Raw genomic sequence first — 13619 nt, forward strand, 5'->3', positions numbered from 1 at the left:
GCGAGCAAGCTCGCTCCCACAGGTGTCTTGTGTTGCATTCGAAAGTAGGGTCAAAAACGACCTCCACTGTACTGAAAGCGCTACAGCGGAACGATATCGCTACACACCGCGCTAACCTGCATGGTGCAAGGCTTTGATCCCACAACGATTTTTTCCAGGCATGCAGCTGTAGCGATTTCGCTACACCCAAGCCAATCCAAGTCTCGACCTATCCACTCAACCTATTGATATATAAGCCATTAATTACATTGGCCGCATTCTTGCTATGGGTATAACCATTCGGCCGGGCCAAGCCCCGCGCCTTTCTTCGCGTCCACCAGACGAATCTGGCCCCAGGAGTTTCCATGAGCGAGTTGCGTTTCACTGAAGATCACGAATGGCTGCGCGCCGAAGCCGACGGCAGCGTCACCGTAGGCATCACCGCTTTCGCGCAGAACGCATTGGGCGACGTGGTTTTTGTGCAACTGCCTGAATTGCAGGCCTACGCAAAAGGCGCCGAAGCCTCCACCGTGGAGTCGGTCAAGGCCGCCAGCGGCGTGTACATGCCCCTGGACGGCGAAGTGTTGGAAGTGAACGACAAGCTCGACGCCAGCCCGGAACTGGTCAACGAAGATCCGCTGGGCGAAGGCTGGTTCTTCCGCTTTAAACCGACCGACGCCGGCGCAGTGGCTAAGCTGTTGGATCAAGATGCCTATGATCGCCTGATCAAAGCCAACGCCGAAGCCTGAGGAGCGCACCATGACCGTTAATCTCGGCACCGCCAACGAATTCATCGCCCGCCACATCGGCCCGCGTGCAGGCGACGAGCAAGCCATGCTCGAACGCCTGGGCTACGACTCCCTGGAAGCCTTGAGCGCCAGCGTCATCCCGGAAAGCATCAAGGGCACCAGCGTGCTGGACATGGGCGACGGCCAGAGCGAAGCCGATGCACTGGCCTCGATCAAGGCCATCGCCGGCAAGAACCAACTGTTCAAGACTTACATCGGCCAGGGCTACTACAACTGCCACACGCCGGCGCCGATCCTGCGCAACCTGCTGGAGAACCCGGCCTGGTACACCGCCTACACCCCGTACCAACCAGAAATCTCCCAGGGCCGTCTCGAAGCACTGCTGAACTTCCAGACCCTGATCAGCGACCTCACCGGCCTGCCGATTGCCAACGCCTCCTTGCTGGACGAAGCCACCGCCGCCGCCGAAGCCATGACCTTCTGCAAGCGCCTGAGCAAGAACAAGGGCAGCAACGCGTTCTTCGCCTCCGTCCACAGCCACCCGCAAACCCTCGACGTGCTGCGCACCCGTGCCGAGCCCCTGGGCATCGACGTGGTCGTGGGCGATGAGCGGGAACTGAGCGACGTCAGCGGCTTCTTTGGCGCGCTGTTGCAATACCCGGCCAGCAACGGCGACCTGTTCGACTACCGCGAACTGACCGAACGCTTCCACGCCGCCAACGCCTTGGTGGCCGTCGCCGCTGACCTGCTGGCCTTGACCCTGCTGACGCCTCCGGGCGAATTCGGCGCCGACGTCGCCATCGGCAGCGCCCAGCGCTTCGGCGTGCCGCTGGGCTTCGGCGGCCCGCACGCGGCCTATTTCTCCACCAAGGATGCGTTCAAGCGCGACATGCCGGGCCGTCTGGTCGGCGTTTCCGTGGACCGTTTCGGCAAGCCGGCCCTGCGCCTGGCGATGCAGACCCGCGAACAACACATCCGCCGCGAGAAAGCCACCAGCAACATCTGCACCGCCCAAGTGCTGCTGGCCAACATCGCCAGCATGTACGCTGTGTATCACGGCCCCAAGGGCCTGGTGCAAATTGCCAACCGCATCCATCACTTGACTGCAATCCTTGCCAAGGGCCTGGGCGCGCTGGGCCTGAACGTCGAGCAAGAGCGCTTTTTCGACACCCTGACCCTGCACACCGGCGCGCAAACCGCCGTGCTGCACGACAAGGCCCGCACCCAACGCATCAACCTGCGCGTGGTGGACACTGAGCGCCTGGGCCTGTCCCTGGACGAGACCACCAACCAGGCTGACGTTGAAGCACTGTGGAACCTATTGGCCGACGGCAAGGCCCTGCCAGACTTCGCCGCACTGGCCGCCAACGTGCAAAGCCGCATCCCGGCCGAGCTGGTGCGCCAATCGGCGATCCTCAGCCACCCGGTGTTCAACCGCTACCACTCCGAAACCGAGCTGATGCGTTACCTGCGCAAGCTCGCCGACAAGGACCTGGCCCTGGATCGCACCATGATCCCGCTGGGTTCCTGCACCATGAAACTCAACGCCGCCAGCGAAATGATCCCGGTGACCTGGGCCGAGTTTGGCGCCCTGCACCCGTTCGCCCCGGCCGAGCAAAGCGCTGGTTACCAGCAACTGACCGACGAGCTGGAAGCCATGCTCTGCGCCGCCACCGGCTATGACGCGGTGTCGCTGCAACCCAACGCCGGCTCCCAGGGTGAATACGCCGGCCTGCTGGCGATCCGCGCCTATCACCAGAGCCGTGGCGAAGACCGTCGCGACATCTGCCTGATCCCCTCCTCGGCCCACGGCACCAACCCGGCCACCGCCAACATGGCCGGCATGCGCGTGGTCGTGACCGCCTGCGATGCCCGTGGCAACGTCGACATCGAAGACCTGCGCGCCAAGGCCATCGAGCACCGCGAACACCTCGCCGCGCTGATGATCACCTATCCGTCCACCCACGGTGTGTTCGAAGAAGGCATCCGCGAAATCTGCGGCATCATTCATGACAACGGCGGCCAGGTGTACATCGACGGCGCCAACATGAACGCCATGGTCGGCCTCTGCGCCCCGGGCAAGTTCGGCGGCGACGTGTCGCACCTGAACCTGCACAAGACCTTCTGCATCCCTCACGGCGGTGGCGGCCCGGGCGTCGGCCCGATTGGCGTCAAGTCGCACCTGGCGCCGTTCCTGCCGGGCCATGCCAACATGGAACGCAAGGAAGGCGCGGTGTGCGCGGCGCCGTTCGGCAGCGCGAGCATCCTGCCAATCACCTGGATGTACATCCGCATGATGGGTGGCGCCGGCCTCAAGCGCGCCTCGCAACTGGCGATCCTCAATGCCAACTACATCGCCCGTCGCCTGGAAGAGCATTACCCGGTGCTCTACTCCGGCAGCAACGGTCTGGTGGCCCACGAATGCATCCTCGACCTGCGTCCGCTCAAGGACAGCAGCGGCATCAGCGTCGATGACGTGGCCAAGCGCCTGATCGACTTCGGTTTCCACGCCCCGACCATGTCGTTCCCGGTGGCCGGCACGTTGATGATCGAGCCGACCGAAAGCGAATCCAAGGAAGAGCTGGACCGCTTCTGCGACGCCATGATCTGCATCCGCGAAGAAATCCGCGCGGTGGAAAACGGCAGCCTGGACAAAGACGACAACCCGCTCAAGAACGCCCCGCACACCGCGGCGGAACTGGTCGGCGACTGGACCCACCCGTACAGCCGCGAACAGGCGGTGTACCCGGTGGCGTCGTTGGTCGAAGGCAAGTACTGGCCGCCCGTGGGCCGGGTCGACAACGTGTTCGGCGACCGCAACCTGGTCTGCGCCTGCCCGTCGATCGAAAGCTACGCTTGATCTGTGAAGGGGTGGGTTTACTCGCCCCTTTCAGACACACCGCATCCCTTGAGAAAGCATTTTCTCAAGGAAACCACAGTCCCTGTGGGAGCGAGCTTGCTCGCGATAGCGGGTTGTCAGTCAGCACTCAGGTGACTGTCACACCGCAATCGCGAGCAAGCTCGCTCCCACAAGGGGAATGTGCCAAGCCTTGTAAACCGTCGATCTCATAAAAAGAAACCGGAGAAACACCATGTCGTTAAGCGTGTTCGACCTGTTCAAGATCGGTATCGGTCCTTCCAGCTCCCATACCGTCGGCCCGATGCGTGCCGCTGCCCGTTTTGTCGAGGGGCTGCGCCGTGACGATCTGCTTGAAAGCATTACCAGCGTCAAGGTCGAGCTCTATGGCTCGCTCGGCGCCACCGGCAAGGGCCACGGCAGTGACAAGGCCGTGTTGCTGGGCCTGGAGGGCGAGCACCCCGACACCGTGGACACCGAGACGGTGAACGCCCGGCTCCAGGAGATCCGCAGCAACGGTCGCCTGAACCTGCTCGGCGAACACTCCATCGAATTCAATGAAAAGCTGCACTTGGCAATGATCCGCAAGCCGCTGGCCTTTCACCCCAACGGCATGATCTTCCGCGCCTTCGATGCCGCCGGGCTGCAAGTGCGCAGCCGCGAGTACTACTCGGTCGGTGGCGGCTTTGTCGTGGATGAAGACGCCGCTGGCGCCGACCGCATCGTCGAAGACGCCACGCCCCTGACCTTCCCGTTCAAGAGTGCCAAGGACCTGCTGGGCCATTGCAGCACCTATGGCCTGTCCATCAGCCAGGTGATGCTGACCAACGAAAGCGCCTGGCGCCCCGAAGCAGAGACCCGCGCCGGCCTGCTGAAGATCTGGCAGGTGATGCAGGACTGCGTGGCGGCGGGCTGTCGCAACGAAGGGATTCTGCCGGGCGGGCTGAAGGTCAAGCGCCGGGCCGCCGCGCTGCATCGCCAGCTGTGCAAGAACCCCGAAGCGGCATTGCGTGATCCGTTGTCCGTGCTGGACTGGGTCAACCTGTATGCCTTGGCCGTCAACGAAGAAAACGCCTACGGCGGGCGCGTGGTCACCGCCCCGACCAACGGAGCGGCGGGCATCATCCCGGCCGTGCTGCACTACTACATGCGCTTCATCCCCGGGGCCAGCGAGGACGGCGTGGTGCGCTTCCTCCTGACCGCCGCCGCCATTGGCATCCTGTACAAGGAAAACGCCTCCATCTCCGGCGCCGAAGTCGGTTGCCAGGGTGAAGTGGGCGTGGCCTGTTCCATGGCCGCCGGTGCCTTGTGCGAAGTGCTCGGCGGCACCGTGCAGCAAGTGGAAAACGCCGCCGAGATCGGCATGGAGCACAACCTCGGCCTGACCTGCGACCCGATCGGCGGCCTGGTGCAGGTACCGTGCATCGAACGCAACGCCATGGGTTCGGTGAAGGCCATCAACGCGGTGCGCATGGCCATGCGCGGCGACGGGCATCACTTCGTCTCCCTCGACAAAGTCATCCGCACCATGCGCCAGACCGGCGCCGACATGAAAAGCAAATACAAGGAGACCGCCCGCGGCGGTCTGGCGGTCAACATCATCGAATGCTGACGCGCGTCATTTTCATTTTCCAGGAGTTGATATGTCCACCGAACAACTGTTGAAAACCCCGCTGCACGCCCTGCACCTCGAACTCGGCGCCCGCATGGTGCCGTTCGCCGGCTACGACATGCCGGTGCAGTACCCATTGGGCGTGATGAAGGAACACCAGCACACCCGCGATCAGGCCGGGTTGTTCGACGTGTCCCACATGGGCCAGATCCGCTTGACCGGCGCAGGTGCTGCCAAGGCCCTGGAAACCCTGGTGCCGGTGGACATCATCGACCTGCCGGTGGGCATGCAGCGCTACGCCATGTTCACCAACGACAACGGCGGCATCCTCGACGACCTGATGGTCGCCAACCTGGGCAATGACGAACTGTTCCTGGTGGTCAACGCCGCCTGCAAGGATCAGGACCTGGCTCACCTGCAAGGGAAAATCGGCGACCAATGCAGCATCGAGCCGCTGTTCGAAACCCGCGCCCTGCTCGCCCTGCAAGGCCCGGCCGCCGTCACCGTGCTCGCCCGCCTGGCACCGGACGTGGCGAAAATGACTTTCATGCAGTTCCAGCGCGTCACGCTGTTGGGCGTGGACTGCTTTGTCAGCCGTTCGGGCTACACCGGTGAAGACGGTTTCGAAATCTCGGTACCCGCCGCCGATGCGGAAAAACTCGCCCGCGCCCTGCTGGCCGAGCCGGAAGTCGCGGCCATCGGCCTTGGCGCCCGTGATTCCCTGCGCCTGGAAGCCGGCTTGTGCCTCTACGGCCACGACATGAACACCGAGACGACACCAATCGAAGCCAGCCTGCTGTGGGCGATTTCCAAAGTGCGCCGTGCCGACGGTGCCCGCGCCGGTGGTTTCCCCGGGGCCGAGACCGTGTTCGCCCAACAACAGGGCGGCGTGAGCCGCAAACGCGTCGGCCTGCTGCCCCAGGAACGCACACCGGTGCGTGAAGGTGCGGAGATCGTCAACGAAGCCGGCGAGATTATCGGCACTGTGTGCAGCGGCGGTTTCGGCCCGACCTTGGGCGCGCCGTTGGCGATGGGTTACCTGGACAGCGCTTATGTAGCGCTGGATACGCCGGTCTGGGCCATCGTGCGTGGGAAAAAGGTGCCTTTGCGTGTAAGCAAAATGCCATTCGTTCCACAGCGCTACTACCGCGGCTGATTGGTTGTTTCTATAAGTAACGCGATTGCGTTATACGTGCACTAATGTGTAACGCAATCGCCATAAAAAGGTGCATATCTTTAGAGGTGATCGATCTTTATAACGTGGACAACAATTGAACTAGCCTATCGAATAAGCCCCGCTCCGCAAGCGGCGTAAATGCTGGCAAGCTGAGCAAATACAGGGCCTTCCGGGGGGTTGTTTTTTCATTCGAAGTTGGCGTAGAGTTTGGTCACTGTGTTTGCATGGGTCGCTTGGAATCGTGACCTGGGCAGTAGCTTATGAAGTTCGCTACATCCCGTTCGACGTCTCTTACTTTCCTGCAACCCAGCCCCAGTACTCTTTCATGTGAAAGAGGCTGTCATCAATTTTAGCGTCAAAGGAAATAAGAAAATGTCTCAACGTCAGAGCGGTACCGTCAAGTGGTTCAATGACGAGAAGGGTTTTGGTTTTATCACACCTGAAAGCGGTCCGGATCTGTTCGTGCATTTCCGTGCCATCCAGGGCAACGGCTTCAAGAGCCTGAAAGAAGGCCAGAAAGTCACTTTCGTTGCCGTGCAAGGCCAGAAGGGCATGCAGGCTGACGAGGTTCAAGCCGAAGCCTAAGGCTTTCGCGAACTAAAAAGCCCCTGATTGATATCAGGGGCTTTTTTATGGGCGTAAATCCGTAAAATGGCTTCTTTTTTGTTCGAGGCCGTCATGTCGAAACACTTGCTCACCCCCCAGGGTGACTTTCCTCCCGCCGGCCTGGGCCGTCGCCTGGCTGCGATGTTTTATGACTTCTTGTTGTGCACGGCGCTGCTGATCGTGACCAGCGGCGCCTACAAGATGATCCAGATGGCGATCATCGGCGAAGAAAAAATGCGCGCCCTGACCGAAGCCGGTGCCTTGGATGGCGATCCGCTGCTGTCCACCGTGCTGCTGTTCATGCTGTTCGGCTTCTTCGCCAAGTTCTGGACCCACAACGGCCAGACCCTGGGCATGCAGGTGTGGTGCATCCGTGTGCAGAACGCCGATGGCACCGCCATCAGCCTGTGGCAGGCGCTGTTGCGGTTCGTGGTGTCGATTGCGTCATTGCTGCTGGTGGGGCTGGGCTTTATCTGGGCGCTGTTCGACAAGCGCCAGCGCAGCTGGCATGACATCTATTCGGATACGCAGCTGGTGCGGATTCCGAAGAAGACCAAGTAGGAACGCACTACAACCCCGTGGCGAGGGAGCTTGCTCCCGCTCGGCTGCGCAGCAGTCGTAATCCAGCCAATGCGGTATGACAGAATAACCGCGCGGTGGCTCGTTTGGGGCTGCTACGCAGCCCAGCGGGAGCAAGCTCCCTCGCCACAAAATCCTCGCAGCCCCGCAATCTTCTTCAGCTTCAGGCATTACCCGCCAGCTTCATCCGCGCCGCCTGGGTGAAGTCCAGCATGCGCTTGAGGGGGCGAATCGCCTGGGGGATCAGCGCCGGGTCGACGAAGATCTCATTGGCGCCTTCCTGCAAGCTCTTGAGCGTCCGTTCCAGGGTATTCATCGCCATCCATGGGCAGTGTGCGCAACTACGGCACGCCGCGCCGTTACCGGCAGTAGGGGCCTCGATGAAGACCTTGTCCGGGCACAACTGCTGCATCTTGTAGAAAATGCCGCGGTCGGTGGCGACGATCAGCGTCTTGTTCGGCAGGGTCTGGGCCGCGGCGATCAACTGGCTGGTGGACCCCACGGCATCCGCGAGTTCGATCACCGAGGTCGGCGACTCCGGGTGCACCAGGATCGCGGCGTCCGGGTACAACGCCTTCATGTCTTCCAACTGCTTGGACTTGAACTCTTCATGGACGATACAGGCGCCGTCCCAGAGCAGCATGTCGGCGCCGGTCTTGCGCTGGATGTAGGTGCCCAGGTGCTTGTCCGGCCCCCAGATGATCGTCTCGCCGTTGTCCATCAGGCTTTCGACGATTTCCAGCGCGCAACTGGACGTCACCACCCAGTCGGCACGGGCCTTGACCGCCGCCGAGGTGTTGGCATACACCACCACCGTGCGCTCCGGATGCTGGTCGCAGAACGCCGAGAATTCGTCCACCGGGCAACCCAGGTCCAGGGAGCAGGTGGCCTCCAGGGTCGGCATCAACACGCGTTTTTCGGGGTTGAGGATCTTGGCGGTCTCGCCCATGAACTTGACCCCGGCCACCACCACGGTCTTGGCCGGATGGGCATTGCCGAAGCGGGCCATTTCCAGGGAATCGGAGACACAGCCCCCGGTCTCCTCGGCCAGGGCCTGGATGATCGGGTCACAGTAGAAGTGCGCGACCAGCACCGCGTCCTGAGCCTTGAGCTCAGCGGCGATGGCGGCGCGGTACCAGGCCTCTTGCTCGGCGGTCAGCGGCTTGGGCTGCTTGGCGTCGAGGTGGGCCTGGACCAGAAGGCGTTCGGAAATTTGCGTCATGTTCGCAAGACCTGCAAGCGCGTTTAGCGCGAAAGTCGAGTATACACCCGGCTCCGGACCACTCGGGTACCGCCGGGAAAGTGGGTATCAATCAGGCACGGGACAGCGTGAAGCCGGCAAGGCTACAGAATATCCCGTCGATGCAAAAGATCATTCTGACCTGTGCCCGACCACAGAGCCGGATGCGCTCCACTGTGGCGAGGTAGCTTGCTCCCGCTGGGCTGCGAAGCGGCCCCAAAAAGGCCGGGACAACAGACTGGCAGATAGGATGGCAGATCTCGGGGCCGCTTCGCGGCCCAGCGGGAGCAAGCTCCCTCGCCACAAAAGCGCCCCGGTATTCACGTCCGGCAAGCTGACTGAAATGTAATCACCCGCTCCGCCGGCTTATGTCATCTTCTTTTCAACGCGACACAGGGGAACCGGTGTTCGCTGCGAATCGACGGACGGACTTTCATCCCATGCAAACAAAAACTTCCCGGCGAACCTTCGTAAAGGGCCTGACTGCCGGCGGCATCCTCGGCGGCCTGGGCTTGTGGCGTGCGCCGGTCTGGGCAGTCACCGGCTCGGGCCTGCCCAGCGTACTGACAGGCACCGAGTTCGACCTTTTCATCGGCGAAAGCCCGGTCAATTTCACCGGCAGCCCCCGCACCGCCCAGACCATCAACGGTGGCATCCCCGGCCCGCTGTTGCGCTGGCGTGAAGGCGACACCGTGACCCTGCGGGTACGCAATCGCTTGGAGGACACCACCTCCATCCACTGGCACGGCATCCTGCTGCCGGCCAACATGGACGGCGTTCCGGGGCTGAGTTTCAAGGGCATCGAGCCCGGCGGTATGTACGTGTATCAGTTCAAGGTCCGGCAGAACGGCACCTACTGGTACCACAGCCATTCCGGCTTCCAGGAACAGTCCGGGGTCTACGGGCCGCTGGTGATTGATGCCAGGGAACCCGAACCCTTCCAGTACGAACGGGACTACGTGGTGATGCTCACCGACTGGACCGACGAAGACCCTGGCGCCCTCCTGCGCAAGCTCAAGAAACAGTCGGACTACTACAACTACAACAAACGCACCGTTGGCGACTTCATCGACGATGTGGGCAAGAACGGCTGGGCCAGCACCGTGGCCGATCGCAAGATGTGGGCCGAGATGAAGATGAACCCCACTGACCTGGCCGACGTCAGCGGCGCCACCTACACCTACCTCATGAACGGCCAGGCGCCGGACATGAACTGGACCGGCCTGTTCAAGCCTGGCGAACGCCTGCGCCTGCGCTTTATCAACGGCTCGTCCATGAGCTATTTCGACGTGCGCATTCCCGGCTTGAAGATGACGGTGGTGGCGTCCGACGGCCAATACGTCAAACCGGTGAGCGTCGATGAGTTGCGGATCGCCGTGGCCGAAACCTATGACGTCATCGTCGAACCGACCCAAGAGGCCTACACCCTGTTCGCCCAGTCCATGGACCGCACTGGGTACGCCCGCGGTACTCTCGCGGCCAGGGCCGGGCTGTCGGCACCGGTGCCGCCCCTGGACCCACGCCCCTTGGTGACCATGGACGACATGGGCATGGCTGGCATGGATCACAGCGGCATGGGCGAAATGAAAGGCATGGACCACGGCTCGATGCAGGGCATGGCGGGGATGGACGACAGCACGATGCAAGGCATGGATCACAGCCAGATGCAGGGCATGGGTGACATGGCAGGTATGGATCACAGTGCCACGCAGGGCATGGACAACATGCTCTCGCACCCCGACACCGAGAAAGACAATCCCCTGGTGGACATGCAGGCCATGGACGCCAAGCCCAAGCTCGATGACCCAGGCATGGGGCTGCGCGATAACGGACGCAAAGTGCTGACCTACGCCGACCTGCGCAGCACCTTCCCCGACCCCGACGGCCGCGAGCCGGGCCGCACGATCGAGCTGCACCTGACCGGGCACATGGAGAAATTCGCCTGGTCGTTCAACGGCGTGAAATTCTCCGACGCCGCACCGCTGCTGCTCAAGTACGGCGAGCGACTGCGCATCGTGCTGATCAACGACACCATGATGACCCACCCCATCCACCTGCACGGCATGTGGAGCGACCTGGAGGATGAGAACGGCCAGTTCATGGTCCGCAAGCACACCATCGACGTGCCACCAGGCGCCCGACGCAGCTACCGGGTCACCGCCGATGCGCTCGGGCGCTGGGCGTATCACTGCCATCTGCTGTATCACATGGAGATGGGCATGTTCCGTGAAGTTCGGGTGCAGGAATGAGGAAGCGACCATGACGCCTATCGTGAAATACCCCGCCCTGCCCCTGGCCATTCTTGCTTTTGGCAGCAGCCTCTCGGCCTGGGCCGCGAGCAATGACATGCCCGGCATGGACCACAGCCAGATGCAAGGCATGGACTCGATGCAGGGCATGGAACCCATGCAACCGGCGCCGACCAGCAGCCGCACGCCGATCCCGGCACTGACCGCCGCCGACCGCGCCGCCGTCTACGAGGATCATGGCGGACACGCGGTGCACGACAGCGCCATCCATTCATTTTTCCTCATCGACCAACTGGAATGGCAGGACGCCGATGACGGCAGCGCCCTGAGCTGGGACGCCTCCGGCTGGATCGGTGGCGACATCGACCGTTTGTGGCTGCGCTCCGAAGGTGAACGCCTCAATGGCAAGACCGAAGAAGCCGAATTGCAGGCGTTGTGGGGCCACGCCATCAGCCCTTGGTGGGACGTGGTGGCCGGCGTGCGCCAGGACTTCAAGCCGGGCGATTCGCAAACCTGGGCCGCCTTCGGCGTGCAAGGCATGGCGCTGTACAACTTCGAAGCCGAAGCCACCGCGTTCATCGGCGAAGGTGGCCAGAGCGCGGCGCGCCTGGAGGGCGACTACGACATCTTGTTGACCAATCGGTTGATCCTGCAGCCCACCGCAGAAGCCAACTTCTATGGCAAGAACGATCCCGCCCGTGGCGTCGGTTCGGGCTTGTCGGACACCGAACTCGGCGTGCGGCTGCGCTACGAAATACGCCGCGAATTCGCGCCCTACATTGGCGTCATCTGGAATCGGGTCTATGGCAACACCGCCGACTACGTCCGAGAAGAGGGCGAAGACCGCAGCGAAGCCCGCTTGGTGCTGGGCCTGCGCCTGTGGTTCTGATCTGTTTCACTAAAAACTAAAAACCAAGTTGTAGGAGTCCTTGCATGTCAGTCATCAAAACCGCTGTCGCATTGTCCGTTGGCCTGTTGCTCAGTGGCCAGGCCCAGGCTCATCCAAAACTGCTGTCCTCCACCCCGGCCGAAGGCGCCGAAGGGGCGGCACCGGCAAAGATCGAGCTGCACTTTTCCGAAAACCTGCTGACCAAGTTTTCCGGCGCCAAGCTGATGATGACCGCGATGCCGGGCATGGCGGCACATTCGCCCATGCCCATGCCGGCCAAGGTGTCCGGCAGTGATGATCCGAAAACCATGGTCATCACGCCGAATGCCCCTCTCACCGCGGGCACCTATCAGGTCCAGTGGCGCGCGGTTTCGTCCGACACGCACCCGATCACCGGCAACGTCACGTTCAAGGTGAAGTGAGTTGATGAGCGACTCGATCAACATCGCGCTGCGCTTTGCCCTGTACCTGGATTTGATGTTGCTGTTCGGCCTGGCTGCGTTTGGCCTGTATAGCCTGCGAGGCCAGGAGCGGGTGTCGGGTGCGCAGTTGCCTTTCGCGCCACTGCTGCTGGCCACGGCGGTGCTGGGCGGGCTGCTTTCCCTGGCCGCCATGGCGTGCATGGCCTGGGCCATGAGCGGTGTTTCGACGTGGGCCGAGCTGTGGCCGCACATTGAAATGATGGTCGTGGAGACCGACCTCGGCTTGGCCTGGATGCTACGCATGGCGGCGTTGCTGCTGGCCGGTGTCGCCGTGACGCTCAATCAGCGTTGGCCGACCACCAGCCTCGGCCTGGTCGCGCTGGGCGGAGCCGTGGCACTGGCGACGCTGGCCTGGGCAGGCCACGGCGCGATGGATGAAGGGACACGCCGCAACTGGCATTTCATCACCGACTTTATGCACCTGTGGGCGGCGGGTGGCTGGATCGGTGCCCTGGCTGCGTTTGCCCTGCTGCTGCGCCAGGCGGAACCGCAACTGGCGGTGCTGGCCCGGACATTGATCGGGTTTGAAACCGCCGGGGCAGTGATCGTGGTGGTTATCAGTGTGACGGGGGTGGTCAACTATTTGTTCATCGTTGGCCCAAGTATCGTCGGGGTGCTCGACAGCCTTTACGGTCAGTTGCTGGCGCTCAAACTTATTTTGTTCACGGCCATGCTGGTGTTCGCCGCGTTGAACCGATTTCACCTGAGCCCACTCCTGGAAAATGCCCGGCGAAGCGGCGAGCATGGGGTAGCGGTGAACGCCCTGCGGCGCAGCATGGTCCTGGAGCTCTCCGTGGCGGTGGTCATCCTCGGATTGGTGGCTTGGTTGGGGACGTTGAGCCCGGTGATGGAATAACCGGCACTCAATCCGTGGGGAGGGAGCTTGCTCCCGCTGGGGTGCGAAGCGCCCCCAAAACCTGAGCACTCGGTGTTTGGTAGTTCCCACGCTGGGCCTGTGGTGAACCCAAGCCTCATGAACACCCAAGATCACCTGTGGGAGCGAGCTTGCTCGCGATGGCGGACTGGCATTCAACATCTTCACTGACTGACCCACCGCTATCGCGAGCAAGCTCGCTCCCACACTGGGCGGTGGTGAACACAAGCCTCATGAACACCGCAGGAGCGTGGGAATGATCGATATCCTTAGGTCTGCCATCGCAGCCCAGCGGGAGCAAGCTCCCTCGCCACAAAGGCCGGGTG

At 62.3% G+C, this 13619-nt stretch carries 11 protein-coding genes; 10 read left to right on the forward strand and 1 reads right to left on the reverse strand.

The features are described 5' to 3' along the window. Positions 1-344: 344 nt before the first annotated feature. The 6 genes from gcvH to J3P85_RS22990 all read left to right on the forward strand — a co-directional run bounded on the left by gcvH (position 345) and on the right by J3P85_RS22990 (position 7541). Positions 345-728 (forward strand): glycine cleavage system protein GcvH, encoded by a 384-nt coding sequence (gene gcvH / locus J3P85_RS22965; RefSeq protein ID WP_434703618.1) that lies wholly within the window; start codon positions 345-347, stop codon positions 726-728. 10 nt (positions 729-738) lie between these two features. Beyond that, positions 739-3588: an aminomethyl-transferring glycine dehydrogenase gene (gcvP, locus tag J3P85_RS22970; protein WP_434703619.1), complete on the forward strand. Its 2850-nt coding sequence runs from the start codon at positions 739-741 to the stop codon at positions 3586-3588. A gap of 232 nt (positions 3589-3820) precedes the next feature. Then, positions 3821-5197 carry an L-serine ammonia-lyase gene (locus J3P85_RS22975; protein ID WP_434703621.1) on the forward strand — a complete coding sequence of 459 codons (1377 nt, stop codon included), beginning with the start codon at positions 3821-3823 and terminating at the stop codon, positions 5195-5197. A gap of 31 nt (positions 5198-5228) precedes the next feature. Further along, complete coding sequence (gene gcvT, locus J3P85_RS22980) at positions 5229-6353, forward strand: glycine cleavage system aminomethyltransferase GcvT (protein WP_434703622.1); 1125 nt, start codon at positions 5229-5231, stop codon at positions 6351-6353. A gap of 393 nt (positions 6354-6746) precedes the next feature. Beyond that, complete coding sequence (locus J3P85_RS22985) at positions 6747-6959, forward strand: cold-shock protein (protein WP_003175786.1); 213 nt, start codon at positions 6747-6749, stop codon at positions 6957-6959. A 93-nt stretch (positions 6960-7052) separates the two neighbouring features. Beyond that, positions 7053-7541, forward strand: coding sequence for an RDD family protein (locus tag J3P85_RS22990; protein WP_434703623.1), 489 nt, complete (start codon positions 7053-7055; stop codon positions 7539-7541). Between the two features lie 181 nt (positions 7542-7722). On the opposite strand, the gene nadA is transcribed toward J3P85_RS22990, so the two are convergent. Beyond that, positions 7723-8781 (reverse strand): quinolinate synthase NadA, encoded by a 1059-nt coding sequence (gene nadA / locus J3P85_RS22995; RefSeq protein WP_003205010.1) that lies wholly within the window; start codon positions 8779-8781, stop codon positions 7723-7725. 458 nt (positions 8782-9239) lie between these two features. Here nadA and J3P85_RS23000 point away from each other — a divergent pair, with 458 nt between their 5' ends. Genes J3P85_RS23000 through copD form a run of 4 tightly spaced genes read left to right on the forward strand, consistent with a single transcriptional unit; the run spans position 9240 to position 13275 of the window. Beyond that, complete coding sequence (locus J3P85_RS23000; protein WP_434703625.1) at positions 9240-11048, forward strand: copper resistance system multicopper oxidase; 1809 nt, start codon at positions 9240-9242, stop codon at positions 11046-11048. A 10-nt stretch (positions 11049-11058) separates the two neighbouring features. Beyond that, positions 11059-11937 carry a copper resistance protein B gene (locus J3P85_RS23005; RefSeq protein ID WP_434703626.1) on the forward strand — a complete coding sequence of 293 codons (879 nt, stop codon included), beginning with the start codon at positions 11059-11061 and terminating at the stop codon, positions 11935-11937. A 44-nt stretch (positions 11938-11981) separates the two neighbouring features. Continuing rightward, positions 11982-12359: a copper homeostasis periplasmic binding protein CopC gene (gene copC, locus J3P85_RS23010; protein WP_434703628.1), complete on the forward strand. Its 378-nt coding sequence runs from the start codon at positions 11982-11984 to the stop codon at positions 12357-12359. 4 nt (positions 12360-12363) lie between these two features. Next, positions 12364-13275 (forward strand): copper homeostasis membrane protein CopD, encoded by a 912-nt coding sequence (copD, locus tag J3P85_RS23015; protein ID WP_434703629.1) that lies wholly within the window; start codon positions 12364-12366, stop codon positions 13273-13275. Positions 13276-13619 lie beyond the last annotated feature (344 nt).

The sequence above is a fragment of the Pseudomonas sp. Z1-12 genome, assembly GCF_051132015.1.
GTDB classification, from domain to species: Bacteria; Pseudomonadota; Gammaproteobacteria; order Pseudomonadales; family Pseudomonadaceae; genus Aquipseudomonas; species Aquipseudomonas zanjanensis.

Coding starts and splice junctions, on each gene's coding strand:
- gcvH (WP_434703618.1), top strand. CDS start 345: ATGAGCGAGTTGCGTTTCACTGAAGATCACGAATGGCTGCGCGCCGAA.
- gcvP (WP_434703619.1), top strand. CDS start 739: ATGACCGTTAATCTCGGCACCGCCAACGAATTCATCGCCCGCCACATC.
- J3P85_RS22975 (WP_434703621.1), top strand. CDS start 3,821: ATGTCGTTAAGCGTGTTCGACCTGTTCAAGATCGGTATCGGTCCTTCC.
- gcvT (WP_434703622.1), top strand. CDS start 5,229: ATGTCCACCGAACAACTGTTGAAAACCCCGCTGCACGCCCTGCACCTC.
- J3P85_RS22985 (WP_003175786.1), top strand. CDS start 6,747: ATGTCTCAACGTCAGAGCGGTACCGTCAAGTGGTTCAATGACGAGAAG.
- J3P85_RS22990 (WP_434703623.1), top strand. CDS start 7,053: ATGTCGAAACACTTGCTCACCCCCCAGGGTGACTTTCCTCCCGCCGGC.
- nadA (WP_003205010.1), bottom strand. CDS start 8,781: ATGACGCAAATTTCCGAACGCCTTCTGGTCCAGGCCCACCTCGACGCC.
- J3P85_RS23000 (WP_434703625.1), top strand. CDS start 9,240: ATGCAAACAAAAACTTCCCGGCGAACCTTCGTAAAGGGCCTGACTGCC.
- J3P85_RS23005 (WP_434703626.1), top strand. CDS start 11,059: ATGACGCCTATCGTGAAATACCCCGCCCTGCCCCTGGCCATTCTTGCT.
- copC (WP_434703628.1), top strand. CDS start 11,982: ATGTCAGTCATCAAAACCGCTGTCGCATTGTCCGTTGGCCTGTTGCTC.
- copD (WP_434703629.1), top strand. CDS start 12,364: ATGAGCGACTCGATCAACATCGCGCTGCGCTTTGCCCTGTACCTGGAT.